The 25,737-nt window shown below is 57.8% G+C and carries 18 protein-coding genes, 1 tRNA gene, 2 pseudogenes and 1 riboswitch; of the genes and pseudogenes, 3 read left to right on the forward strand and 18 right to left on the reverse strand.

The features are described from left to right. The 10 genes and pseudogenes from F3H58_RS22415 to F3H58_RS22455 form a co-directional block, all read right to left on the reverse strand. Positions 1-312: pseudogene (locus F3H58_RS22415) on the reverse strand (transposase); the annotation flags it as partial. Positions 313-324: 12 nt separating this feature from the next. After that, positions 325-774 carry a hypothetical protein gene (locus F3H58_RS22420; protein ID WP_188129032.1) on the reverse strand — a complete coding sequence of 150 codons (450 nt, stop codon included), beginning with the start codon at positions 772-774 and terminating at the stop codon, positions 325-327. 132 nt (positions 775-906) lie between these two features. Next, complete coding sequence (locus F3H58_RS22425) at positions 907-1,119, reverse strand: DUF2283 domain-containing protein (protein ID WP_149743835.1); 213 nt, start codon at positions 1,117-1,119, stop codon at positions 907-909. Continuing rightward, positions 1,116-8,192 carry a hemagglutinin repeat-containing protein gene (locus tag F3H58_RS22430; protein ID WP_286169966.1) on the reverse strand — a complete coding sequence of 2,359 codons (7,077 nt, stop codon included), beginning with the start codon at positions 8,190-8,192 and terminating at the stop codon, positions 1,116-1,118. Before F3H58_RS22430 ends, F3H58_RS22425 begins: the two co-directional genes overlap by 4 nt. A gap of 36 nt (positions 8,193-8,228) precedes the next feature. Continuing rightward, positions 8,229-8,681 (reverse strand): hypothetical protein, encoded by a 453-nt coding sequence (locus F3H58_RS22435; protein WP_149743836.1) that lies wholly within the window; start codon positions 8,679-8,681, stop codon positions 8,229-8,231. Positions 8,682-8,699: 18 nt separating this feature from the next. Then, the gene (locus tag F3H58_RS22440) at positions 8,700-10,580 is read right to left on the reverse strand and encodes a ShlB/FhaC/HecB family hemolysin secretion/activation protein (protein ID WP_149743837.1); all 1,881 of its coding nucleotides are present in this window, start codon (positions 10,578-10,580) and stop codon (positions 8,700-8,702) included. A gap of 452 nt (positions 10,581-11,032) precedes the next feature. After that, positions 11,033-11,620 (reverse strand): tyrosine-type recombinase/integrase, encoded by a 588-nt coding sequence (locus F3H58_RS22445; RefSeq protein ID WP_502706422.1) that lies wholly within the window; start codon positions 11,618-11,620, stop codon positions 11,033-11,035. Positions 11,621-11,731: 111 nt separating this feature from the next. Then, a pseudogene (locus F3H58_RS27825) lies at positions 11,732-12,255 on the reverse strand (tyrosine-type recombinase/integrase); the annotation flags it as partial. A gap of 163 nt (positions 12,256-12,418) precedes the next feature. Continuing rightward, positions 12,419-12,492 (reverse strand) — tRNA-Gly (locus F3H58_RS22450). A gap of 56 nt (positions 12,493-12,548) precedes the next feature. After that, positions 12,549-13,646: a 2'-deoxycytidine 5'-triphosphate deaminase gene (locus F3H58_RS22455; RefSeq protein ID WP_149743838.1), complete on the reverse strand. Its 1,098-nt coding sequence runs from the start codon at positions 13,644-13,646 to the stop codon at positions 12,549-12,551. Positions 13,647-13,718: 72 nt separating this feature from the next. After that, a riboswitch (SAM riboswitch) is annotated at positions 13,719-13,797 on the forward strand. Positions 13,798-13,839: 42 nt separating this feature from the next. Here F3H58_RS22455 and F3H58_RS22460 point away from each other — a divergent pair. Together F3H58_RS22460 and apaG are read left to right on the forward strand one after the other, a co-directional pair. Continuing rightward, positions 13,840-15,024 (forward strand): O-succinylhomoserine sulfhydrylase, encoded by a 1,185-nt coding sequence (locus tag F3H58_RS22460; protein WP_149743839.1) that lies wholly within the window; start codon positions 13,840-13,842, stop codon positions 15,022-15,024. A gap of 233 nt (positions 15,025-15,257) precedes the next feature. Continuing rightward, on the forward strand, positions 15,258-15,650 hold the full coding sequence (gene apaG, locus F3H58_RS22465) for a Co2+/Mg2+ efflux facilitator ApaG/CorD (RefSeq protein WP_003503545.1): 393 nt from the start codon (positions 15,258-15,260) through the stop codon (positions 15,648-15,650). A 49-nt stretch (positions 15,651-15,699) separates the two neighbouring features. Here apaG and F3H58_RS22470 read toward each other — a convergent pair whose 3' ends face one another. The 3 genes from F3H58_RS22470 to F3H58_RS22480 all read right to left on the reverse strand — a co-directional run bounded on the left by F3H58_RS22470 (position 15,700) and on the right by F3H58_RS22480 (position 19,106). Next, positions 15,700-16,689, reverse strand: a complete 990-nt coding sequence (locus F3H58_RS22470; protein WP_065654528.1) for an Hsp33 family molecular chaperone — start codon at positions 16,687-16,689, stop codon at positions 15,700-15,702. 242 nt (positions 16,690-16,931) lie between these two features. Next, positions 16,932-17,849: an ornithine carbamoyltransferase gene (argF, locus tag F3H58_RS22475; protein ID WP_003519982.1), complete on the reverse strand. Its 918-nt coding sequence runs from the start codon at positions 17,847-17,849 to the stop codon at positions 16,932-16,934. A gap of 57 nt (positions 17,850-17,906) precedes the next feature. Beyond that, the gene (locus F3H58_RS22480) at positions 17,907-19,106 is read right to left on the reverse strand and encodes an aspartate aminotransferase family protein (RefSeq protein WP_149743840.1); all 1,200 of its coding nucleotides are present in this window, start codon (positions 19,104-19,106) and stop codon (positions 17,907-17,909) included. Positions 19,107-19,537: 431 nt separating this feature from the next. Here F3H58_RS22480 and F3H58_RS22490 point away from each other — a divergent pair, with 431 nt between their 5' ends. Continuing rightward, positions 19,538-20,071 (forward strand): GcrA family cell cycle regulator, encoded by a 534-nt coding sequence (locus F3H58_RS22490; protein WP_003519984.1) that lies wholly within the window; start codon positions 19,538-19,540, stop codon positions 20,069-20,071. Between the two features lie 381 nt (positions 20,072-20,452). Here F3H58_RS22490 and phoB read toward each other — a convergent pair whose 3' ends face one another. The 5 genes from phoB to pstC form a co-directional block, all read right to left on the reverse strand. Then, on the reverse strand, positions 20,453-21,136 hold the full coding sequence (gene phoB / locus F3H58_RS22495; protein ID WP_003493692.1) for a phosphate regulon transcriptional regulator PhoB: 684 nt from the start codon (positions 21,134-21,136) through the stop codon (positions 20,453-20,455). A gap of 30 nt (positions 21,137-21,166) precedes the next feature. Beyond that, positions 21,167-21,892, reverse strand: coding sequence for a phosphate signaling complex protein PhoU (gene phoU, locus F3H58_RS22500; protein ID WP_003519985.1), 726 nt, complete (start codon positions 21,890-21,892; stop codon positions 21,167-21,169). A gap of 96 nt (positions 21,893-21,988) precedes the next feature. After that, positions 21,989-22,804, reverse strand: coding sequence for a phosphate ABC transporter ATP-binding protein PstB (gene pstB, locus F3H58_RS22505; protein WP_003519986.1), 816 nt, complete (start codon positions 22,802-22,804; stop codon positions 21,989-21,991). A gap of 14 nt (positions 22,805-22,818) precedes the next feature. Next, entirely contained in the window at positions 22,819-24,141 is a 1,323-nt protein-coding gene (gene pstA, locus F3H58_RS22510) for a phosphate ABC transporter permease PstA (protein ID WP_003519987.1), read from the reverse strand. Beyond that, the gene (gene pstC / locus F3H58_RS22515) at positions 24,138-25,622 is read right to left on the reverse strand and encodes a phosphate ABC transporter permease subunit PstC (RefSeq protein ID WP_149743841.1); all 1,485 of its coding nucleotides are present in this window, start codon (positions 25,620-25,622) and stop codon (positions 24,138-24,140) included. The genes pstA and pstC overlap by 4 nt, the downstream gene beginning before the upstream one ends. Positions 25,623-25,737: the final 115 nt, after the last annotated feature.

Consider the following 25,737-nt stretch of genomic DNA (forward strand, 5'->3'; position numbering starts at 1 on the left):
GTCGAGCTCCGCCTGGGCAAAATATGCCGAGGCTTTGCGCAAAATCTCGTTCGCCTGACGAAGCTCCCGGTTCTCCCGCTCCAGTGCCTTCATCTTCTCGGCCACGTCGCTCGGCAGGCCAGCCCGCTTGCCGCTGTCGACCTCGGCCTTCTTCACCCATTCATGGAGGGTATGCGCCGAGCAGCCGATCTTGGCCGCTATCGATGATACCGCTGCCCAGCGGGAGCGATGTTCGGCTTCATGCTCCGTCACCATACGCACGGCACGGGCGCGGACTTCAGGGGAGAATTTGTTCGTCGTCTTGCTTGTCATAGACCCTACTTCTCACGAGTTGGGGTCTCCGGTAAATCCGGTGCGGTTCAACCAGAACCTTGGGAACTCCATAAATGCGTCGCCTAGTTTGCTAACAAATGTCCCGTCGAGGCCACTTTTCAACTGAGCTCCAAGGCGCATCAACCCGTTTGAGTTCAGCGGTTCGTATGCCTGAATTTCAATCTCAAAGCAGGTTGCAGTTCGCTCAATGGAAAAAATAAAATACTGACTCATATCAAAAAACTTGAGATTTTGGGCTCGTGACGAAGAGAGACCATCAACAAACAAGTCCCACATTGACGCTTCGAACCAGATATCCGTCGCTTCATACGTAAAGCATCCCGTAAAATGTGACAGAGTCAACTTAACGCTCCAACGCGATGAACCTTGATCATTTGAGTCACACTCTAAATAGTTCATCTCTAAGGAAACGCCTTCAGCGGCGAAGCTTATGTCACTCATGGGATATACAACGCATGTTTGATTACGGGAAATATATCCTAATATATTTTATTGATAATTATTACAAGTCCATTGATATTTTGGGCTAACGGCGCTTTCATTCTTGCCTGTTTCTTAGCGATGCGCTCTGATCTAAGTTGCATCAAGAAGATACGAAGGCAGCTTTTTACTGGCGGACAAAATTTCGATGCCCATCAGCCGACCTTCCGCATCGAAATCGAGGTTTATTTGGCCGTCAACATCATCTGGATCACATGAATAGGTAAACCCGAACGGCGCTATGTCGTCCTCATTCCTAAGCTTAATGTAGGCTGCATCTACGCTGGCATCGTAACTAATCTTCACTGTCTACCTCTTACGTTAGCGATATATGTATCTGGGTTCTTTGGCCTTATTACCGTAGTAATGCGGTTACCCACACCCACGAAAGTATTACTGGCCGCGTCATAGTATCCCGTAAGGGGCTCTCCGCCTTGCATGTATTTGAACGATTCCCCGCTAACTATCGCATTTCTAATGTTTTCAATAGATATCCCACGAGTGGTAGCTTGGTTTGCGGCGTGAAAACTCATTTCAATGCCTTTAATTACGATGTTAGCAACGCCCGCAGAATCAACTATGATAACTGCGTCAGGCACAGATTTCACCTGTCCCTCGAGTGAATTTTTCGCAGCAGCAGCAATCCGCAAACCGATTGCAAGATAGGAGATTTCGGTTACTGTTGCGGACACGTATTTGAGAGCTTGACCAGTAGCGAAACACCCATTCGATTGACCATGGTCCTCGCAGTAACCCACACCAGAAGCAACATCCATGATCTTCTGCTCGAAGACGGTGGAATCTCCCGTTAGCCATCGCTCCATGACCTGATAGGAGAGCAAGCGCTGCGCCAGTGACTCACTGACGCCAAGTTCCTGCAGTTTCATCACATCAAGGTATGCAAAACGCGGGTCATCGTTCAGATCACCCAACAGGTCCTGTACACACTGCCTCGTCCGGCAGGCATCAAGCTGACGGTCCTGATCGAAGTCGATCTGGCTATATTTATCTGACACGGCAGCTTTACACGCAGCAGGATCGCCAGCACTGTCGCAGCCCTTTAGTTCCTTGGCGAGATCCTCACTCTGCTTGTGAGTCAGGAAATTATAATTGACGTTGTCTAGCCCGGCCGCCGCGCCTGTTTCGCCTCCGACCGCCGCACCGACGATTGCCGCCACCCACTGCGTAATGGCGCTTTTCTGATCATCTGTCAGGTTAGGATTGGCGCTCAACACCTGTTGCAAGACGCCATTGACGACTTCGCTCAATCCACCTGCCAACGCTCCCGATCCGGCATTGCCACCGGCAAGCTGTGCGACCAGCCCTCCAACTGCGGCATGAAGGGCAACTTTCGCCGGACTGCCTTCGGCAAAGCCGAGCTTGGCAGAAAGATCACCGATCGCAATATTAGCAAGCGCAGAGAGGGCAGCTACACTCTCCTGTTTCGCCTTCAGACGCTCGATGTCAAATGGGTCGGCTGTTGTGTTGGCTTTAGAGAGGTCCGTGTTGAGTGAGGCCAAATCCTGTGTCTGATTGGTGAGCGTCAGCTGACCTGGCGTCAGTGTGGCGCGGGTAACCCCCTGATCCTCCTCCTTGGCCGGCTGGCCGACCACAGGAACGGGAATGCCGCCGGGCGTCAGGGATATTCCAAGACTGGAGCTCGACGCCTCGGAGCGGTTGGTCATATCCGACCATGTCAGCGAATTGGCAGAAAGCGTATTCTGAGCAGGATCGGCTGTGGAACCTATCACGCCACCGACGAGACCAACATTGCCACCGACCTTGACGTTATATCCTCCAGAGCCCGCGATTAATCCGCTTTGTTCGGAGACGTTGGCATAGTTGCCTTCAACATCGCTTTTCTGAACTCCACCGCCAACCTTGCCCGCCGAGGAAAGATTGAGGCCACCACCAGCTGTCTTTTCGTCGTAAACCATCGTGTCCTGGCGGCTGACGATGTTGAGATCGCCACCGACGGCAGCAGTAACCCGTTCACCGGACACAACAGCTCCCGCAAGCGTGGTGTCGTTGCCAGAAGCCAGTGTGACATTGCCGGTGCCCATGACATGGGTGTTGAGGTGAGTGACGCTGTTAGCGTCCTGCTTGCCGCTGCCTGCTGCAAAACCGCCACTCAGACCGCCGTTCGTAAGATTGACACCAATTGAAGCGTTTGCTGACTGGCTGCTGCTCGATGAGGATGAAGCAGACTGGGCGCTTTCCAACAGAATGGAGCCGCCAGCCATGAGAAGCACATTTCCTGATGCCGGATCGCTTTGGGTGCCTGCTGCAATCTGAACGCCACGACCGGTCAAATCGCCGGAGTTGGCGACAATGCTGACCGAATCCCCTGCCTCAATCGTTGTGACAACCGGCGTTAATGTCGAGAGAGTTGCGCTACTCTTTTGGTATGTGAAGCCGATGGACAGGCTTGCAGAGGCCAGCGGCTGAGAACCGCCGTCGATCTGCTTAAGAATTTCTTTTACTCGATACGCCGCGAGCGCAGACGGTGCGAGAGCATAGGCACCGTTCGGACCGCCAAGCTTTCCGGCAGCGTTAGCGAGACTACCCGCAGCACTCGCGAGGCCGGAGGACACCGACAGGCTGATGCCAGCAAACATCTCCTCATGCAGGCTTTCGTAGTTGGACTTGTCCTGCGCCGAAAGCAGATTGACGTTGCGCTCTGCGAGGATAGCAACATCCCGCTCAGCGGACACCTCAGCCGCTTGAAGGTTGGCGTCGCGGCCCGCCGAGATTATCAAATCACGGCCGGCAGAAAGGGTGGATCTGGCACTGGTCTCGGAAGACTGGCTTGTTTGATCAACCGACTTGCCGTAGCCAATGCCCACAGAGGCGCTACCACCGCCTGAACTGAAAGAAAGACCGAAACCGGAGCGCTGCTCCTTCTGCGCCGACGAGGCACTTTCTGCCCCGGGAGTGATATTGACGTCGCGAGCTGCATCAAGCGTGATGTCACTGCTGGCTGCGATAGAGGAGCCGATGACATTCACGTCGTTTTCGCGTGCCGTGAGCGTGACATCGGTCCCCGCCTTCAGCGCAGATCCAACGTTTAGGGTAGATGATTGGCTCTTTTCTTTCTGCTCCTTGCCCCAGAGCGAAAGGAAGCCACCGCCGGAACCGGCGAACAGACCGGATTTCTTGCTGCTGCTCTCCAGCGCGTGCTGCTCCTCCGCCCCGATGATGGCGACGCTGTCGCCCGCGACGCTGATCGCATCCCCGGCCGTTATGTTCGATCCCGCTATGACGGTGTTGCCGCCAGCATCCAGCTTGATGTTGCCGGAGGCGGAAAGCTCTGAGCCTACTGTCGCTTCGTCGTAGTTGTACTGCGTCGAGCTCTTTTTCGAGAGAAAGCCCTTGGATGAGGAGTTCTGCTCAAACTCAGCAGTATTCTTGCCCGACGCGATCAGCAGATCGCCGCCCGCGCTGACATTGATATCGGCTTTGTTGGTCTCGTCGCCAGCCATCACCTTCGAGGCGGAGACGACGGTATCTCCACCTGAGACGATGGACACGCCCTTCCCGCCGCTAACCGATGATCCGACGACAGTCTGCGTTTCTGTGTGGCTCGTCGTCTGTTTGCTTCCGCCGAACAGACCGCCCTTTTTCCTGTAGGCGTAATCGATCGTGGTGGTGTCGATAGCCTCAGCGACTGTCACATCGCCGGTCGCCTTCAGACCAACCGTTCCATCGGCAGCAATGTTGCTGCCGATGACGTTGAGGTTGCCGCCTGCATTGGCTGAGACCGACCCGCCCGCGGTGATCTCGGAACCCTGGCTCGTGGTTCTCACAACGGTCGTCGAGCTCCGCTTGTCGCGCAAGGTGCTGGTTGTCGACCTTTCGGTAACGGAGATGTTGATGTCTCCATTCGACGTCAGGCCGAGATCGCCACCTGCTTTCACCTTCGCATTGGCGAGCAGAATGCCCCCATTGCCCTTCAGCGAGGCATTACCCCCCGCCGTGAAGGTGCCGCCGATTGCGGCAATCGACGAACCGGAAACGCTAAGATCACCAGTCGATGCAATCATCCCTGATGTTGCAAGCAGGCCGGTATCGATCGTCACCTGATTGCCCGCGATCAGCGCGCCCGCAGAATTCAATCTTTCCCTGTCATTGGCGGCGAGATGCAGTACCGGCGCAAGAACGGTCGTACCGTTCACCGTCTGCCACTCATAAACGACGACGGATTCGGTGAGGCTGGCGATCTCCTCAGCCGTCAAAGGTTGGCCGAGCGGGCGCTGCTCCGCTCCGAGATAGGCGGCTCCATTGTCGAGAAGCTGCTTTATCTGGGTAATTGAATCCTGCCCGGTAAAACCTGAGCCCGTGGCCAGTCTGATCTGTTGCTCAATATACTGGTTCTCGAAATAGGCGTCGCCAAGGAACTGGATCTGCCGGTCCGGCTGGTAGCCAATGCGACCAAGGAAATAGCTGGAACCATAGAATTTCGAGACATCGAGGAAGGTGGCGCGGGTTTCATAGAGAAAGCTCTGGCCGGGAATGGTGCCGCCAAAGCCGCCGGACTGTGGGGTGGCGACGCCGCCAAGCGTGAACAGCGCACCGCTTGCCGTCATACTGGACAGTAATGCGGTCGGATTGTTCGAAGGCGCAGGCGCTGCAACGGCAACATGGTCGGCGATCGATCCGGCAATCGCGGTATTGTTAACGGCAGTAAAGCCGGTGATACCAAGTGCTCCGCCCGAGCGGATTGCCGCTGGAACCCCACCGATCGCCTCGACGCTTTCTACGGTTAGTCCGGGGCCGATATCCTTTGACGCATCCCGCGTTCCAAACGGGCTGGGGCCAGGCATGGAAACCTGATATGAGAATTCATGGCCTCCGGTATCGCCGCTGTCCCGCCTTTCTTCCCACTGGAAGATGACATCAGGATAATATTGGCAGCCCGAGCTTTGATTGCAGTTGACCGACGTCGTGCGCTGCAGCTGCAAGCCGAGATTTGTCAGCGTGCCTGTGCCAACAAGCGTCATGCCGGAGCCGGCTTCAATGTTGCTATAGGCATTGGTAAGATCCACGGTATCGACAAAAAGCGTATTACCCGCCTTGATTGTCGCCGCGGGGCTTCCAGCCGACGTGAGGCGGTCCTCGGTCACATCACGATAGACATGGCGAATGGGGGCACCAATGACGAACTGCTTATCAGCAAAAGAGACGGAAGATGAACAATCTCCACACAGGCGTGCATAATAAGTGTCATAAGCCGACACGAGTGCGTTTGAGATTTGCTGGCTCGTGTAGGTCGGAGCCACGCTTTTCTCGTTACGCAGATTTGCCGTCAGGATCGAGATATTGCGACCAGAGGAAATCAGACCTGAACTGTTGACCGTAGCAGCATTGCGCCCGCCAGAAGCACTTCCAGCAATTGTGAGGTCACGACCTGCGACAATCGCCCCCTGCTCGTTGGCAAGCACGCCGCCCACGAAAAGCGCCGCGTCGTTACCGGCATAGATGAGCCCCGTGGCGGTGTTGATCAGGTTGCCGGCGATATTGAGGGTAAGATCATTGCCAGCAGCCAACTGACCGGAGTTGCCAAGTTGTGAAAGCGACAGCGTCAGATCATGGGCCGCAAGAATATTGGTGGCGTCATTCGCAGTAAGGCTACCTGCTGTGATCGCGATGTCACCTGACCCCTGAACGGACCGAGCTGTGCTGCTCGCGGTGACAGCATTGAGCCGCGCACCGGTCAGATCTGTCGTTCCAGATGAGGTGAGATCAATGCCACCTGACGTCAGCGTTGTGTTGGTGAGATTGATATTATTGGCATTGATGTAGAGCGTGCCGGATGTGGCAAGTCTGCTCCTGTTATTGGAAAGATCGGCATTTTGCTGCCTGACCCTGATGTCGCCCCCTGCTGCCGTGCGTTTATCGAAGCTGATGACACCACTTGTCGAAGACAGCAAAATGTCTCCGTTTGCCTCTAGACTGTCATAGCGGATGTCGCCGCTAGCCGAAGCCTGCAAACTCCCTTCTGCAAGCACAAGCCCCGAAATCCCAAGATCAAGGCCGGAGAGCAGAGCCAGGTCGCCTTTCGAAAGGAGTGAGCCCGCCGTGATCGCTCCCGAGGCCGCCGTAAGTGACATCGCCGCGCCAGACTGGGCCGTGCCGCTGATGGCAATGGAGCCAGCCCCCGACCATAGCGAAACAGGGCCGGCAGCCGACGCGTCGGCCAAGGCAATACGCCCGTCTGCCAGAAGGTTGAGTGCGCCACTGGCCCCGAGAGTACCGCTGACATCGATGAAGCCTGCCCCGCCATTAATCAGGATATCCTCTTCTGTACCGATAGAAGCGACCCTGGCGTCCTTCCCCGCCTTGACCGACACCGATTTTTTCGAGGTCAGACGACCTGTCGAAACACTCCCCTTCGAAGAGATGCTGACGCCGTTATTGCCAGAGGCATTGCCGATCGAAATTTTACCGTCTGCCGACAGCGAGAGCTCACCGGCATTGGCCGCCATGTCGCCGCGCATGCGAACGCCAGCGCCCTTTTCCGTGACAACCATCTTGATGCGGCCGGCCTGCATAGCCCCGAGTGCTGAACCATCGATTGCGTATTCAGGTGTCCCGGAGGTGGCATCGAGCGCTGTTGCCTCCCCGGTGGTATAATCGAACTTGCTCTTACCGGCGGTCAGACGCAGGTCCTCGCCATAGATCGTTCCGTCGATCTGGATGGTACGGGACACGACATCGAACAGACTGACTGCACCATCACCGAGCGCAAAATTCCCACCCCTAGGGCCGAAAGTGACATCCCCTGCGTTGACCGTGAATCCATTGAGACGTCCATCGGTGCCGATGTCAGGTACACCCGTCGTCAGCGTGGCGCGTGGCGTGTTGATGAAACCGCAGCCGTCGCAGGTGATCCCGTTCGGATTGGCGATGATGACATCGGCCCTGCCACCGAACACTTCGGTTGGACCGAGAAGCGAACTGCGGTTTTGCGACGTGACCTCATTGAGGATGACCGTGACGGAACCTTTGCCTTGAAGGTTTGGATTGCCGGGTGTCACGCCACCCAGTTTCGACGTACCGATCTCACCATTGAAGTTGTTGAGAATGACCCCCGGTGTGCCGACGTTGAAATTGTTGTATTTGTTGTGCGACAGACCTTGGCTGTTGGGTCCGACGATATCAATGAGCGGCACGCCGTTCGGAGCAGCCCCTATCCCGGGGCGATTTGCAAAAGATCCTCCAGCTTCCGACGATATGTCCTGTGCATGGAGCAGCACCGGCTGAAGCACGAGCGTACAACTGACGACCGTTGCAATGATTTTTTGAGCCAGCGCTCCGGCATTGGCGAACAACGCGAGGTCGGTTGCTTTGCGTGGAAGACGCTTGAACTGGGATGTCATTGTTGTTCGCCTCTCGTGGCAGACGGAAGTTTGGGCTTAGCGGTCTTTTCTGCTCGTGTCGGCCGGGGATGGCTTGCTGTCGAGTTTCTTGTAGACATCTGCCAGCTTCGATTGCAGAGCTGGGCATTTTTTGCTTTTGGCAATCTCGGCAAGGACCTGATTGCGGTTACGTAAGGCGTCGATCTCCAGTTTTTCCGGCGATTTCGGATCCATGAAGAAAAGGGCCGGCCAGAACAGAAGAACACCTGTCGCACCAAGGATCACGTTTTTACCCTGCGCATCGGATCGTTCCTTCACCGTCGCCAGCACCTGCCGTTCGTTAGCCTCGAACTCGCGCTTTATGCCGGCGCAGTCGAAAGCACTGTCGGCCGGATTGGTGGAAGACACCGGATGTGCAGCCCGGCCACCGCAACCGGATACGACAATAGCTGTCGCCACCAGGGCGGAGATGAAAGATAATTTGGAGGTGTTAAACGAAGATCTGATCATAATATTCTCTTTTGAAGCCTACCAGCGTGCCGTCACGCTGGCGAAAATGAGATTTCCGCGTCCGCCACTCACGCTGCTGGAAAATGCCTGGGAGTAGCCAAAATCGGCGCTGATGTTTCCGCCCACGAGTTTCGCACCAACGGTCCAACTCGCGAGATAGCCGTCGGAGATATCGAAACGATCCTGTGAAAACACGCGGCCGTAATCGAGGCCTAGGTAGGGGCGTAACTCACCGAGAACGGGCGCCAGACTTGTGCCCTCCCATGGCATTGTCCGCCACGTCAGTTCGTTACGGCTGAAAAACCCGTTGTTGCCGAATATGACGCTTTCCCTTGAGCCCCGTACGTTGCTGGAGCCACCAAGTCCGATCTGTTCTGCGCCAAACATGTTGTCGGGCGAATATTGGGCATTGAGGACCGTCGCTAACTCGAACCGCTGGCCAGCGGCCTCGAACGGCCGCGTCGCGCTGACAGTCGTGTTTAATTTCAAGAACCGAGGATCGGCGGTGCCGGCTCCCGGCTCTCCTGCCTCCACAGCGTCGAAGAGATCAAGACCCTTATCAAGGGCAAAATCGAGAGCGATGACGCCACCCAGTATTCTTTGCGAACGCGAGAGGCCCAGAGTGCCTATCGTGTATCGGCGACTTCCAACCTCAATTCGATTGCCGAGAAGGAAGTTGTCGGTCTGCTTGTAGTTGAGACCGCCTCTGAGGGTCGTGATGGAATCCTTGTCGCGCAGAATGACGCGGTCTATGCCAAATCCAACCTGACCTGAATTGCCCGAGGTTTCGATCGGTCCAAAATTGCCGGGAATGGTGCTCTCGTATTCGTACCAGGACCCATTCGTTGAAAAAGTCCAGTAGCCATAAGGTACGCTTGTATTGAGCGAATAGCTGTTGCTGTGCCCGCGACCATCATCGTCCCAAGGATAGTCCGGGCCGCTACGCCCATAGGAGAACCCCAACTGATCATTGATGCCCAGCAGGTCGTCGAAGCCGAACGAAACATTGGTCTGGGAGTAACCGGTACTCTCTTGACCGAGGTTGTTGTTGGAAATGCTCGCGTACCAGCGCTTGCCCGGCTTGTTCTCGACATTCAGGATGGACGTTCCATCCTCCTTGCCGGGCAACATCGAGGTTTTCGCGTCGTTCGATGACAGGCGGTTGATCTGGTCCAGCCCCTGCTCCACATCGCGGATGTTGGCGACCTCTCCTTTCATGCCGGGAAAGGCCGTGGCGAATGAACCGTTTCTCTGGGCCGGTTGACCGTTTAGGTAGATATCCGAGATCGTGCCTTCGACGACGACCAGCCGCAGCAGCCCTGTTCCGGCAATATCCTGTGGGGGAACATAGGCGCGAGACGTCACGAATCCCTTGTCGAGATAGAGGTCGGTGATGGCCTTGAGCAGAGTGGTGATATCCGCAACACCGATGCAGCGATTGTCGTAACGCTGCGTAATTTTTCTGAATTCAGCGGCGGACAGCCGTGTCGCACCTTCGATCTCCACGCGCGAGATATTGAAGCATGGGCCATTGGACTTCGCCTCGCCTCCTGGTGCCCTGTCCGCACGGCTAGTGACGCCACCAGGCGTGACCCGCTTCAGGTTTTCCAGCCGCTGCAACTGTTCTTGTTGTTCTTGCCGACGGGAAAAATCGTCGGCGGGTGACTGTGCACTTGCCTGCCCTGACGCGATCAGGCTTGCAAAAAGCGCAATGACAAAGGTCCGCTTGAAACTGTTTTGCGCGCTCCTCGGGGATTTGGTTGAAATCTGAATAGCCGGCAAAAATGCGAGCCAAAAATCAGGTAAGACTGGTCGTCGGAAACCAGGAATGAAAGCAGCAAGTAACATATTTCGGAGGCCTGCATTTGAAATGAAGTTTGTCGCGGCAATGCCGCCCATGCTTCACTCTGCAGCTGTCCTTGCTGTCGATCCCCTACCGGGTGCATAGATCAGCTCATCTGATCCAAGAAGCGTTAAAGTAGTATCTTTCTTTACGAGACGATAGTCCCGATCATTTGCTCAAAGAACCGTACACATTAAAAATTCGCATAATAATCAATCATACCAACACAATGGCATGCATATCATTTTTCATCCGTGAATTTTAAGCACGATCCGCCAATTTCAAGCCCTTCGGTTCTTCGAGTCAAACAACAACCAGAAGTTACTGCAATCCACATCTCTCTGCAAGACACCGATGAAGCCCAAAGTTAAGAGGAAACTAAAATTGCTTCTGGCATTAGGTGTAACCAGGCGAATGCAAGCCTCAATCGTGCCCGCGGATTCCGAAGATCGCCCGTGATCACATACGAAGCTGTCGGAGTTTCCCGGTTGCCAAAAATTCCTCGACCTTAAAGTTTTTTATCCGCAGTCTCAGCCAAGCTTCGGTTTTTGACACGCTCTTTCTCCAGCAAGTCCGCCCACCACTGCATCATCCTCACTCGCTCGTCCCAATATGTAGCCCGATTGTAGATACGTCTAACAGCCCGCGTATCGAGATGCGCAAGCTGAGCTTCGATAGCATCGATGCTGAACTCTCCAGACTCGTTCAATATGCTGCTGGCGGAAGAACGAAAGCCGTGCGCGGTATGCTGGGCTTCAGTCACCCCCATGCGCCGCAAAGCTGAATTCAGCGAGTTCTCGGACAGAATTTTCTTGCCAGACATCATTGAAGGAAAGACATAGGGCTTATCGCCAAAAAACTCCTTCATCTCCGTGAGAACTTCTACTGCTTGTGTCGAAAGCGGCACATGATGCTCTCTGCGCATTTTGGTTTTCTCTGCCGGTATGGTCCAAACTAACTTATCAAAATCCAGTTCAGTCCACTCCATCGAGCGCGTCTCACCGGGTCTGGCAAAGCATAACGCTTGGATTTTCAGAGCCGCGACCAACGACGGCCACCCCTCGTAGCCGTAAATCGCCCGCATCAGGCCACCCATCTCGGCCTTTGTCGTCAAGGCGGCATGGTTGACAGGCACATGGCGCTGGAGAGCCCCGCGTAGCGCCGACGTCGGATCGTTCTCGGCCCTCGCTGTCGCAATGGCATATCGAAACACGCGACCGATGGCAGCGCGAGTAGCCAGCGCGCTCTCCACACGGCCGCTCTTTTCAATGCTGGTCAGCACAACAAGAATGTCACGCGCCGTTATCTGGGTAACCGGATAAGGTCCCAACTTCTCGGCGAGGTCCTTCAACATCCATCTATTCTTCGTGATGGTGGGCTCTGCCCGCTTATCGCGTTTCAGCTTTTCAATGAATTCATCGGCAATTACACCGAACGTATTCCCAGCAGCTGCCTTGGCGGCAAGCTGATCGCGTTTTTTCGCGAGTGAAGGGTCAAGGCCCTCAGCCAGCTTTTTCTTGGCTTCATCACGCAATCGTCGGGCATCTGCCAACCCCACAGTCGGGTACGCCCCGATAGTCAGCGTTTTCCGCTTTCCGAAAAATCGTAGTCGAAGCGCCAAGACTTGCCACCGGCAACCGATATGAAGAGGTAAAGCCCCTTCTCATCAGATAGCTTGCGCGGCTTGCTGTCGGCCTTGGCGTTCTTAACCTGAATGTCTGTCAGTGCCATTTTACGGTATCGGCTTCCCACCACGATGACGAATACCGTGATTTTTACCGACAAAATTGCTGGATGTCACTGCATACCGTTGCACAACCTTACGCGCGCGCGAGGCAAAAATGCTGTAAAATCAGCGCTTCTTGGACGTCATCGATCTTGTTGGAAAGGTCACTGGAGCGGGTGAAGGGAATCGAACCCTCGTATTCAGCTTGGGAAGCTGCTGCTCTACCATTGAGCTACACCCGCGCGCGGCATAAGACATCGGATAGTTCACAGCGGGTGTCAAGCACCCGCCGGGGTCGTTATTCGGCGCGAAAATGCTTGGAGAGCTTAAGCCCCTGCGCCTGATAATTGGAGCCGAGGCCGGTGCCATAGAGGCCTTCCGGTTTCTGCAGCATGTGTTCATAAACCAGCCGGCCGACGATCTGGCCATGTTCGAGGATGAAGGGAACCTCGTGGCTGCGCACTTCTAGCACGGCGCGGCTGCCGGTGCCGCCGGCCTGCGCATGGCCGAAGCCGGGATCGAAGAAGCCGGCGTAGTGCACGCGGAATTCACCCACCAGCGGGTCGAAGGGTGTCATTTCGGCCGCATAGAGCGGTGGAACGTGCACGGCTTCGCGCGAGACGAGAATATAGAATTCATCCGGGTCGAGGATCAGTTCCGCGCGGCCGCGCGCGTAGAGCGGCTCCCAGAAATCGAGAACGTCGTGCTGGGCCTTCTTGTCGACATCCACCACCGCCGTATGATGTTTGCCGCGATAACCGATCAACCCGTTTTCGCCGAAACCCTTGAGATCGATCGAGAGCGCGATGCCGCCACCAGTCACGTTGGGCGTGTCGCTGGCGACCAGCATTTCCGTCTCGTGTAGCTTCACAAGCTCGCTTTCGTTGAGCAGCGAATGGCCGATGCGGAAGCGGATCTGCGACAGGCGAGAGCCACGGCGCACGACGACAGGAAACGTGCGCGGGCTGATTTCCAGATAAAGCGGGCCCGTATAACCAGCCGGAATCTTGTCGAATTCCTGCGCGTTGTCGGTCATCACGCGGGTGAAGATATCGAGACGGCCGGTCGAGCTTTTCGGATTGGCCGAGGCCGACATGTCTGCCGGCAGATCAAGGCTTTCCATCAAGGGAACGATATAGACACAACCGGTTTCCAGCACCGCACCCTGGCTGAGATCGACCTCGTGCAGGCTGAAGCGTTTGAGCTTGTCGATGACACGGGTTCCGGGGCCGGGCATGAAGCTCGCGCGGACGCGGTAAGCTTTCGAGCCGAGCCTGAGATCGAGGCTGGCGGGCTGCACCTGGTCGACATCGAGACCGGCCTCGCTTTTCAGCTTGCCGCTCGCAAACAGCGCCCGGATTGCACCATCCGCCAAAATGCCCGTGGTTCTCGTCATGATCGTCATTCCTTTTCCGGCGACAAAACCAAAAGGAAAGCATTGACGCAAGCCGGTAACGGCAGTATGGCAAGCTTATCCCGTGGTGATTTGGCCGGTCGGCTTGCAGCCACGTTAAATAAGTGGCTAAAAAGACCGGGTGCTAGGAACCGGTCTGCTTTTGCGGCCGGTTTTTTGTTTTGAAGGTGATCACATGAGCAATAAATGGCGCCCGGCAACCCAGCTCGTTCACGGCGGTACGCTACGCTCCCCTTACGGTGAAACGTCGGAAGCGATCTATCTGACCCAGGGTTTTGTCTATGAAAACTCCGAAGCCGCCGAAGCGCGCTTCAAGGGTGAAACGGATGGGTTTATCTACGCCCGCTATGCGAGCCCGACCAACGACATGTTCGAAAAGCGCATGTGCCTGCTGGAAGGCGCTGAAGACGCCCGTGCACTTGCGTCGGGCATGGCCGCCGTCACCGCCGCCATCATGTGCCAGCTGCGCGCCGGCGACCATATCGTTGCGGCCCGCGCCCTCTTCGGCTCCTGCCGCTGGGTGGTCGAAACGCTTGCGCCGAAATATGGCATCGAATGCACGCTGATCGACGGTCGCGATCTCGGCAACTGGGAAAAGGCTATCCAGCCGAACACCAAGCTGTTCTTCCTCGAAAGCCCGACCAATCCGACGCTTGAAGTGGTGGATATTGCCGGGGTGGCGAAGCTCGCCAACCAGATCGGCGCCAAGGTGGTTGTCGACAACGTCTTCGCCACGCCGCTTTTCCAGAAGCCGCTCGAACTCGGCGCCCATATCGTGGTTTATTCGGCCACCAAACATATTGATGGCCAGGGCCGCTGCCTTGGCGGCGTGGTCCTTTCCGACAAGAAGTGGATTGAGGAAGAGCTGCAGGATTATTTCCGCCATACCGGCCCGGCCATGTCGCCTTTCAATGCCTGGACGCTTCTGAAAGGCATCGAGACCCTGCCACTGCGTGTGAAGCAGCAGACGGCCAATGCCGGCAAAATCGCCGATTTTCTCGCCGATAGCGGCAAGGTCGCCAAGGTCATCTATCCCGGCCGCGCCGATCACCCGCAGGCCGATATCATCGCCCGGCAGATGTCCGGCGGCTCGACGCTGGTGGCTTTCGAGCTGAAGGGTGGCAAGGAAGCAGCCTTCAAGCTGCAGAACGCGCTTGAGATCGTGAAGATTTCCAACAATCTCGGCGATGCCAAGAGCCTCATCACCCATCCCGGCACGACGACGCACAAGAACCTCACCGACGAGGCGCGTGCCGAACTCGGCATTTCCGGCGGCACCCTGCGCCTTTCCTGCGGCATCGAGGATACCGACGATCTGCTGGAGGATCTGGAGAAGGGTCTGACGGCCGTTTCGGCCTAAAAATTCAATCCGCAAGGCACCATGGCCTGACCGCGTGTCGGGCCATGGTTCCCCTGCACGGTCCAAAAAGACCGCTTCAGGCAACCAATATTTACCTTTACTGTTATCCCTAACGGTGGAAAACAGCGCAACAGGAGACGCCTCCTGCCCGTCAAGTCATTCATTTTCTTGACGATAGCCAGAGCCTATAGTGTAGAATGCGGCGGCAGGCATAATATCGAGGTGTGGCGCGTATGTATCGTGCTCTGACAAGGGATATCGAGGTAACGGTCGATCCGTATTATCTCGAGGAACAATCCGACCCGGATGACGATCGTTACGTCTGGGGCTACAAAGTCGTGATCGCGAACAATTCCGATATTCCGGTTACCCTCGTTAATCGCTATTGGCACATCACCGATCAGAACGGACAGGTGGATGAGGTCTATGGGCCGGGCGTTGTGGGTGAGAAGCCGCATCTGAAACCGGGCGACAGCTACGAATATTCTTCCGGCTGCCCGCTTGATACACCTTCCGGCCTGATGTTCGGCCATTATGAAATGGAAACGGAAAATGGCGAGGTGTTCAACGTCACCATACCCGCCTTTTCGCTGGATTCACCCGGCCTGATGCGGGTCCTGAACTGACATTCACCCGGCAATGAAAAAGCCGCGCCCTTCAGGACGCGGCTTTCATTCAGGCATTCTCAAATTCGCTGACATCGTAGCGATAGGTGGTGGAGCAGAACTCGCAGGTCACGGCAATGGCGCCGTCTTCCTCGCTTGCCTCGATCTCCTCGGCGGTGAAGCCGGACAGCACCCCCTTGATCTTGTCCCGCGAGCAGCTGCAACGGTCGAAAACCGCCTGCGGATCGTAGATGCGCACACCGCTCTCGTGGAAAAGCCGGAAGAGAAGACGTTCCACCGGCACCTGCGGATCGGTCAGCTCGTCGGTATCCACCGTGTTCAGCAGCGTTACCGCCTCGGTCCAGGCATCGTCTTCCTGCACCTCGTGACCGCCTTCATCGCCATCGCCGCCATGCAGGTCGCGCATGCGCAACCGCTCAGGCGCCTGCGGCAGGAACTGCGCGATAACGCCGCCCGCACGCCAGCCATGACGCGGCTTGCCTTCGCCATCACGGTCGAAGAATTCGGCAACGCCCAGCCGCACGCGGGTGGGAAGCTGTTCCGACTGGCGGAAATAAACCCCGGCAATGTCCTCCAGCGAGGAGCCATCGAGCGGCACGATACCCTGATAAGGCTGCATGCCCGCACCCTGATCGATCGTGAAGGCCAGAATGCCGTTGCCGAGCAATTGCTCCGGCGACGTCGCCCCGGCCGCAATCGCCTCCGCCAGCCGCTCCTCATCGAAACGGGCATAAGCGCGCATGCTTTCCGGCGCGGTGAAATCCGCAACCAGCAGGTCGACCGGGCCGTCACCCTTGGTCTGGACGGTCAGCTTGCCGGAAAACTTGAGCGACGTGCCGATCAGCGCCGTCAGAACGGTCGCTTCCGCCAGCAGGCGTGCGACCGCCGGGGGATAGTCATGCCGTTCGAGGATGGCATTCAGCAGCGGACCCACCTGCACGGCGCGGCCGCGCACATCCAGACCTTCGACCTGAAAGGGCACAACCTTGTCGTCGCCAGCAAAATCGAGATCGTCCAGTTCAACCGTTACATCTGCCATGTCATACTCCCTGGCGCAGCCGTGGCGCCGCTACCGTCCAAAAGTCCGGCTTTTAAAATGTGCTTTTTTCGCTTGTCGCACAGAGACCCGGGAAGAGAAACCGCTTCCGGGGAAAAACGTGCAAATCGTGAATGTGGCCCGCCAGCAAAACCGACGAGCCTCTTCGAAGTCCCACAGATGGTAATCTATGCGGTCAAGTTCAAGCACCCGGCGTGACGCGTGTCAGGCCGGGCGATTGCTCATCAAATGACGCCCATGCACCATGCGATGATGGACTTCTGCGCGTGGAGGCGGTTTTCCGCCTCGTCGAAGACGACGGATTGCGGACCGTCGATCACGGCATCCGTCACTTCCTCACCGCGGTGGGCCGGCAGGCAATGCATGAACAGCGCGTCTTTTTCCGCCTTGGCCATCAGGGCTTCATTCACCTGATAGGGCTGGAAGATGTTGTGGCCGCGCGCCTTGTGTTCCTGGTTCATGGACACCCAGGTATCGGTAACGACGCAATCAGCACCCGCAACGGCCTTGTCGGCGTCGTGGCACAGCATGATCTCGCCGCCATTGTTGCGCGCCCAGTTCAGGAACTTGTCATGCGGTTCGGAGCCCATCGGCACGGCCATCGTCATGCGGTAACCGAAACGGGCCGAGCCTTCGACGAAGGAATGCAGGACGTTATTGCCGTCACCCGTCCAGGCAATGGTCTTGCCTTTGACCGGGCCGCGATGTTCCTCGAAGGTCATGATATCCGCCATGATCTGGCAGGGATGCGTGTCGTCCGTCAGGGCGTTGATGACCGGCACGGTCGCGTGTTCGGCAAGCTCCAACAGGCGCGAATGATCCGTCGTGCGGATCATGATGGCGTCGACGTAACGCGACAGCACCTTGGCCGTATCGCCGATCGTTTCGGCGCGACCGAGCTGCATTTCCGTACCGGAGAGGAAAAGCGTCTCGCCACCGAGCTGGCGCATGCCGACATCGAAGGAGACGCGGGTGCGGGTGGAAGGCTTTTCGAAGATCATAGCCAGCATTTTGCCGGCAAGCGGCTTTTCCGCCGTTCCGGCCTTCGTGGCCGCCTTGCGTGCGCGGGCATCGTCAAGAATTGCCCGCAGGTCCTGCGAGCTGACGGCCGACAGGTCAAGAAAATGTTTAGGTGAAGCCATTTCAAACTGTCCCATGCTCGCGAGCCTCGGGGAAGAGGCCCGCCCTTTATTGTTTCCTCAGGCGATTTTTGCCTGTTTCGCTGTCAGGGAAGCGGCGGCCGCTTCCACGCGTGACAGACCCTCGCGGGCCTCTTCCGCCGTGGTGACGAGCGGCGGCAGAAGACGGATGACGTTGTCGCCCGCCGGCACACCCAGCAGACGCTCGGCGCGCATGGCCTGCAACAGCTCGCCCGATGGAACCTTGGCCTTGATGCCGAGAAGCAAGCCTTCGCCACGGATTTCCTCGATAACGTCAGGATAACGATCCTTCAGCGAAGCAAGGCCCTGGCGGAAGACCAGCGCGACATCACGAACCTTTTCCAGAAAGCCCTCGGAGAGGACGACGTCGAGCACGGCATTACCGACAGCCATGGCCAGCGGGTTGCCGCCATAGGTGGTGCCATGCACGCCCGCCGTCATGCCGGAAGCGGCATCCGCCGTCGCAAGGCAGGCGCCGAGCGGGAAACCGCCGCCGATACCCTTTGCAACCGCCATGATATCCGGTGCAACGCCCGTCTGCTCATAGGCAAAGAGCTTGCCCGTACGGCCAACGCCGGTCTGGACCTCATCGAAAATCAGCAGCATGCCATGCTCATCGCAGAGCGACCGCAGCAGCTGCAGGAATTCCTTGGCTGGCGCGCGAATGCCGCCCTCACCCTGAATGGGCTCGATCAGAAGCGCGGCCGTCTCGGCCGTGATGGCGGCTTTCAGCGCATCGACGTCACCGAAGGGCACCTGGTCGAAACCTTCGACCTTGGGGCCGAAACCTTCGAGATATTTCTGCTGGCCGCCGGCGGCAATCGTCGCCAGCGTGCGGCCATGGAAGGCGCCTTCGAAAGTAATAATCCGGAACTTTTCCGGATGCCCCTTGGAATAATGATAACGGCGCGCGGTCTTGATCGCGCATTCCAGCGCTTCCGCGCCGGAATTGGTGAAGAAGACCTTGTCTGCGAATGTCGCTTCCGTCAGGCGCTTTGCAAGCTTTTCCTGGCCCGGCACTTCATAAAGGTTCGAGACGTGCCAGACCTTCTCGGCCTGGGTCTTGATCGCCTCAACGAGGTGCGGATGGGCGTGGCCCAGCGAGTTGACCGCGACGCCGGCTGCAAAATCCAGATATCGTTCGCCGCTTTCCGTGAACAGCCAGACGCCCTCGCCTCGCTCGAAGCGCAGGGGGGCTCTTGCAAACGTATCGAACAATGGCGCGGCGGCTTCGGCCATGGCTGTATCACTCCTTGCGCGGATGCGCTGTCAGACGGTTGTCAATAGGCTTTCGGGGTTATCCCTTGCCTGAAAATCAAAAATGCCGCCTCGCGGCGGCAGGGGCACTATTGTCACTTCGCCTGCCGATGTCAACAAAAGTCCGCGTTTCCCGGGCTTCTCAAGCCCTAGTAGGCGGCGGCGAATGAGGCCCAAGGTGTTGCCTTTCAGACTCAACTCGCCAGCAAGTTGGGGAAAACCGGAAAATCGATTCGAGATGATTCCCGCGACTCTTGCCACGGAGTCTGCGTGGCACTAGGTTAATCGCTAATTACTAGACTGCATTGCGGCGGAACTAGTCACCAAAAATCAGGCAGAAACCACGCTCGCGGCACGCCCGCGAGACGGAGAGGGATTCTGCCGACATTATACGCGACGAGCGGAGAAGCGGCATGAACTGGACAGACGAACGGGTCGAAAAACTCAAGAAATTGTGGTCCGAGGGGCTTAGCGCCAGCCAGATAGCAGCACAGCTGGGCGGTGTGAGCCGCAATGCCGTCATCGGCAAGGTCCATCGCCTCAACCTGCCGGGACGCGTGAAGGCCGGCGGCCCGGTTACTTCGGCGCGTTCCGCGCCCAAGCGCACCGCTGCCCCTGCCCCGCGCGCGACAAATTTCGCGACCCGCGTCAGCGCAGCACCTGCACGCGCCTTGAACCGCTCGAGCGCGGCAACGGCGCTGCACGAGGAGATCGATATCGAGACCGCCGAAGTTCTCGATTACGTTCCCTCCAAAAATGTCGTGACACCGATTTCCCGCCGCCTGACGCTGACGGAACTGACGGAGCGCACCTGCAAGTGGCCGGTCGGCGATCCGCTGAAGGATGATTTCCATTTCTGCGGTTGTGAAGCACTGGAATCTTCGCCCTATTGCAAGTTCCATGCAAAGCTTGCCTACCAGCCGGTAAGCGAGCGTCGCAAGGCTTGAGTGTTGCGGCACGCATTCGACACTCAAAAACTACGGGCCTTCGGGCCCGTTTTTTTATGGCGGAATCCAAAGTGGTTCAGACGCGGAGCCCGCGTTGTTTAAGAGGCGCTCCCCATCCCTGTTCTTGCGCATTCTCCGGATGCAAAAACCGCGATAGGCCCTTGCGGCAAATGCTCTGAATTCGTCGGCGACGTGCCGCGCCTTCCTACTGTCAGGTTTCACCGCGCAATCCGGCTTTCAGCAGACCGTCTGTCACCTTCAAAAGAACGAGGATACGCACGTGCGGAAGGTTCAAAATCGAAAGGCCCGACACCGTTCCGGTCTCGGGCCTTCTGATTTTTAGGGAATTTACCCCGAGTGAAACCATTGGTTTCGGTTTTCTCAGGCTTCCATTGAATATCCGGCGCCACGCACGGTGCGGATGACATCCTGCATGTGGGAAAAATTGAGCGCCTTGCGCAGACGTCCGACATGCACGTCGACGGTGCGCTCATCCACATAGATATCGTGACCCCAGACGCCATCCAGCAATTGCGAGCGGGAAAACACCCGGCCGGGAGAGGTCATCAGGAATTCCAGCAAGCGGAATTCCGTCGGGCCGAGGCGCACTTCGCGGCTCTTGCGGTGAACGCGATGGGTCTCACGATCCAGTTCGATATCGCCGCATTTCAGCACCGAAGACAGAACCTCGGGGCGGGCGCGGCGCAGCATGGCCTTGACGCGGGCCATGAGTTCCGGGGTCGAGAACGGCTTGACGACATAATCGTCGGCGCCGGTGGCAAGACCGCGAACCCGTTCGCTTTCTTCGCCGCGCGCCGTCAGCATGATGATGGGCAGGCGCTCGGTTTCCGGCCGCATCCTGAGCCGACGGCACAGTTCGATACCGGAAACGCCGGGAAGCATCCAATCCAGGATAAGGAGGTCCGGAATACGTTCCTGCAGCCTGATTTCTGCCTCGTCTCCACGGGGTATCGTGTCGACGTCATATCCCTCAGCCTCGAGATTGTAACGAAGCAGGACGCTCAGCGCTTCCTCGTCTTCCACAACTGCAATCTTGGGCACCATATACTAACTCCGCAAGCCGCTGCCTGTCTGTTACTCGGTCACCGAACCGAGGGTGTTGGAACTGTCGTCCTTCGGACGCTCGCCTTCCGGCTGGCTGCCGGTGGTCATGTAATAGATCGTCTCGGCGATATTGGTGGCGTGGTCGCCGATACGCTCGATGTTCTTGGCGCAGAACAGAAGATGCGTGCAGGTGGTGATGTTGCGCGGATCTTCCATCATGTAGGTCAGAAGCTCACGGAAGAGCGACGTGTACATGGCGTCGATTTCTTCGTCGCGCTCGCGAATGGCATTGGCCTTCTCGGCGGAACGCGTGGAATAGACGTCCAGCACTTCCTTGAGCTGCACCAGCGCCAGTTCCGACAGGTGCTCGATGCCACGGGCGAGCTTGCGCGGCACGCCGGTGCCGGCAACGGCGATGACGCGCTTGGCGGTGTTCTTGCCAAGGTCGCCGACGCGCTCAAGGTCAGCTGCAATACGCAGGGTGCCGATGATTTCGCGAAGGTCTGCCGCCATCGGCTGGCGTTTGGCGATGGTGACGATGGCCTTGTCGCCGATCTCGCGCTCGGCGTGGTCGAGGATCGCATCGTCGGAAATGACCTTCTGGGCGAGCGCGGCATCGGAATTGACGAGCGCACGCACGGCATCGGCGCACATCTGCTCCGCAAGACCGCCCATTTCGGCGATGCGGCGCGTCAAAAACTTCAATTCATCGTCATAAACGGAAACGATGTGCGAATGGGTCGTTGTCTGTGTCATGGTCTAGTCCTCCGGCTTGGCCTGCATGCGCGTACCCGGAAGCGGGCACGGCAGAAGCACCAGTCTTGTTCGGTTTCGATAAAGCACCGGCCGGGATCAGCCGAAGCGGCCCATGATGTAATCCTGCGTGCGCTGGTCGTCCGGATTGGTGAACATCTTGTCGGTTTCGTTTTCCTCGACAAGATGACCAAGATGGAACATGGCCGTGCGCTGGGAAACACGCGCCGCCTGCTGCATGGAGTGCGTGACGATGACGATGGTGTAATTGGTGCGCAGCTCGTGGATCAATTCTTCGACCTTTGCGGTCGCGATAGGGTCGAGAGCCGAGCAGGGCTCGTCCATCAGGATCACTTCCGGGCTGACGGCAACGGCGCGTGCGATGCACAGACGCTGCTGCTGACCGCCGGAAAGACCGGTGCCGGATTCGTGCAGACGATCCTTAACCTCGTTCCAGAGACCCGCCTTCTGCAAGCTCTGCTCGACGATCTGGTCCATATCCGCCTTGTTGCGGGCGAGACCATGGATGCGCGGACCATAGGAAATGTTTTCATAGATCGACTTCGGGAAGGGGTTCGGCTTCTGGAACACCATGCCGACGCGGGCGCGCAATTCCACGACGTCAATCGCCTGGTCGTAGATATCGTCGGTGTCGAGCGTGATCTTGCCGGTGACCCGGCAACCGTCGATCGTGTCGTTCATACGATTCAGGGTACGCAGGAAGGTGGATTTGCCGCAGCCGGACGGGCCGATAAGCGCGGTCACCGTATTTTCCCGAACGTTGAGGTTCACGTCGTAAAGCGCGCGCTTTTCGCCGTAATAAACCGAAACGTCCTTGCCGATCATCTTGTATGAGACTTCATTCATTTTCTTGTCCAGCGCCTTTTCAACTGCTGCTTCCGACAACATGTTCATTGCTCAAGCTCCCTCTACCAGCGCCGTTCGAAGCGGCGACGCAACAGGATTGCGCCAACATTCATGACGATGAGGAACAGAAGCAGGATGATGATAGCGCCGGATGTCCTTTCGACAAAGGCGCGCTCGGCTTCGTTCGCCCACATGTAAATCTGCACCGGCAGGGCCGTGGACGGATCCATCGGCGTTGTCGGATAATTCGCAACGAATGCCACCATGCCGATCAAGAGCAGCGGCGCCGTTTCGCCCAGCGCGTGGGCGAGACCGATGATGGTGCCGGTCAGAATGCCAGGCATGGCGAGCGGCAGCACATGGTGGAAGATCGTCTGCATCTTGGAAGCACCGAGGCCGAGGGCTGCGGCGCGGATAGACGGCGGCACGGCTTTCAGGGCTGCGCGCGTCGCGATGATGATCGTCGGCAGCGTCATCAGCGTCAGGACGAGGCCGCCGACCAGCGAGGCCGAGCGCGGAAAGCCCATGAAGTTGATGAAGACCGAGAGGCCGAGCAGACCGTAGACAATCGAAGGAACGGCCGCGAGATTGTTGATATTCACCTCGATAAGATCCGTCAGACGGTTCTTCGGGGCGAATTCCTCGAGATAGATGGAGGCCGCAACGCCAATCGGCAATGACAGCACCAGCACGATCAGCATCATGTAGAAGGAGCCAATCAGCGCCACACCCACACCCGCCGCTTCCGGACGGCTCGACGCGCCGTTGACGAAGATGCCGGTATTGAAATGTTTGCCGAGCTGGCCACTTTCGGCGAGCTGGTTCATCCAGCCGAGTTGCTGGTTCGAGATACGGCGATTGGCTTCATCCGCCGTCAGGTCGACCTGGCCCTTGAAGGCGCTGTCGACGTCGCCAGACGCCAGCAGCGTGACAGTGCGCGTGGTGCCGATGACGGCGGGATCGGCGACGACGATATCGCGAAGCTGCGTGCGTACGCTGTCCGAGATCAAGAGGTTGACGGCGCGAAGACCGGCGCGGTCCGTCGGCGCAACGCCAAGGACCTTGGCGACAGCATCGCGGGCGATGACGGGATAATTGGCCGTCATCAGCTTTGTGGGATTTGTGGCCCGCTCATTTTTCGGATCGATGATCTGTTCCGAGAATTCGACCGGAACGGTGATCATCGTCTGCTGGAAGGCGGTGTAACCCTTGGAAACCACCGAGAAAAGCAGCAGGAAGAGAAAGATGAGGCCGAAGGAAATCGCTGCCATGCCGTAGGCACGGAAGCGGCGTTCGGCGGCATAGCGGCGCTTGATGCCGATATCACGGCGCGTGGCCTTGTTAACGGCGCTCGCGCCGGCTGCGGGAGAAACGATGTCGGTCATTCATATTGCTCCCGGTATTTGCGCACGATATAAAGCGCGTAGATATTCAGGCAAAGCGTGATGGCGAAAAGCGTGATGCCGAGTGCAAAGGCAACCAGCGTCTGCGGCGAGGTGAATTCAAGGTCGCCGGTGAGCTGGCTGACGATCTTGACCGTCACCGTGGTCATGGGTTCGAAGGGATTGAGCTGCAGGCGGGCAGCAACACCGGCCGCAAGAACCACGATCATGGTCTCGCCGATGGCGCGCGAAGCCGTCATCAGTACGGCGCCGACGATGCCGGGAAGAGCGGCCGGAATAATGACCCTCTTGATCGTCTCGGAGCGCGTGGCGCCAAGACCGAGCGAACCGTCACGCAGCGAGCGCGGCACAGCGGTGATGATGTCATCCGACAGCGACGACACATAGGGAATGAGCATGATGCCCATGACGAAGCCGGCGGTGATGACGCTCTGCGCCTGGATGAAGTTGGCGTAGTTGCCCGTCGCCAGACCGTTGATCTGCGTGGAAATGTCTCTGAGGAAAGGACCGACCGTCGTGAGCGCGAAGAAGCCGTAGACGATGGTGGGAATGCCGGCGAGCACTTCAAGCAGCGGCTTTGCCATGGAGCGGAAGCGCGGCGAGGCATATTCCGCCATGTAGATCGCCGAGAAGAGACCGACCGGAACCGCAACCAGCATGGCGACAAAGCCGATATAAAGCGTGCCGGCGAGCAGCGGGATCAGGCCGAACTGGCCGGAGGAGTCGGTGGCGCCTGCCGCCGCAAAACGCGGATCCCAGACCGTTCCGAAAAAGAACTGGTGCGCCGGAACCATGGTGAAGAACTGGATCGCCTCGGTCAGCATCGAAAGGACGATGCCGATGGTCGTGAGGATGGCGATGGACGAGGCGACGAGCAGGGCCGCGAGAATGACTTTCTCGACCTGGTTGCGCGCCCGGAAACGCGGCGCGATTGCACGCAGCGCATAGGCGCCGCCGCCGAGCGCGGCCAGCAGCACAACGGCGATCATCGCGATACGGCTGGTGGAGGTCATGCTGTTGAGCGTGTGGGCGGCATCGACCATGAACCGCTCGGGATCGCCGGCGATTGCAACACCCTTCGATGCCAGAAGCGGCCGGACCGCAGCCGTATCGGCCTCGACCTGCGCGGTTTCCTCCGGTGTCAGCCGCTGGAGGCCACGGGCGATGGAGGTCACCATACCGTAGGTCAGGCTCTGCTGCGCTTCGGATTGCGCCCGGACATCCTCGGGGAAACTACTGCGCACCGCCGAAGTGACGAGCAATGGGCTGACAATGAGCCAGGCACAGAGAATGAACGCCGCGGGCAGCACCGCCCAGACGACCGCGTAGGAACCGTGATAACCAGCACGGGAATGCATGCTGGAGGGGCGACCGCCAGACAGGGCAACGGCACGGCGGCTGCCGAGCAGATAGCTGCCGATGCCGATGAGCGCCAGTATCAGCAAAAGGATCGATGTGTTCATTAGAGTTCCCTCGGCGTGCCTCAAGAGCACGGTGCGATATCGGGCAAATCAAAAAGTCATCAAAACGAGACCGCTGGACCATCCCATGATGCCTGCCGCCTGACTGTATCATAGT

Origin of the sequence: Rhizobium sp. NFACC06-2 (assembly GCF_900101425.1) — a bacterium.
GTDB lineage: Bacteria > Pseudomonadota > Alphaproteobacteria > Rhizobiales > Rhizobiaceae > Agrobacterium > Agrobacterium leguminum.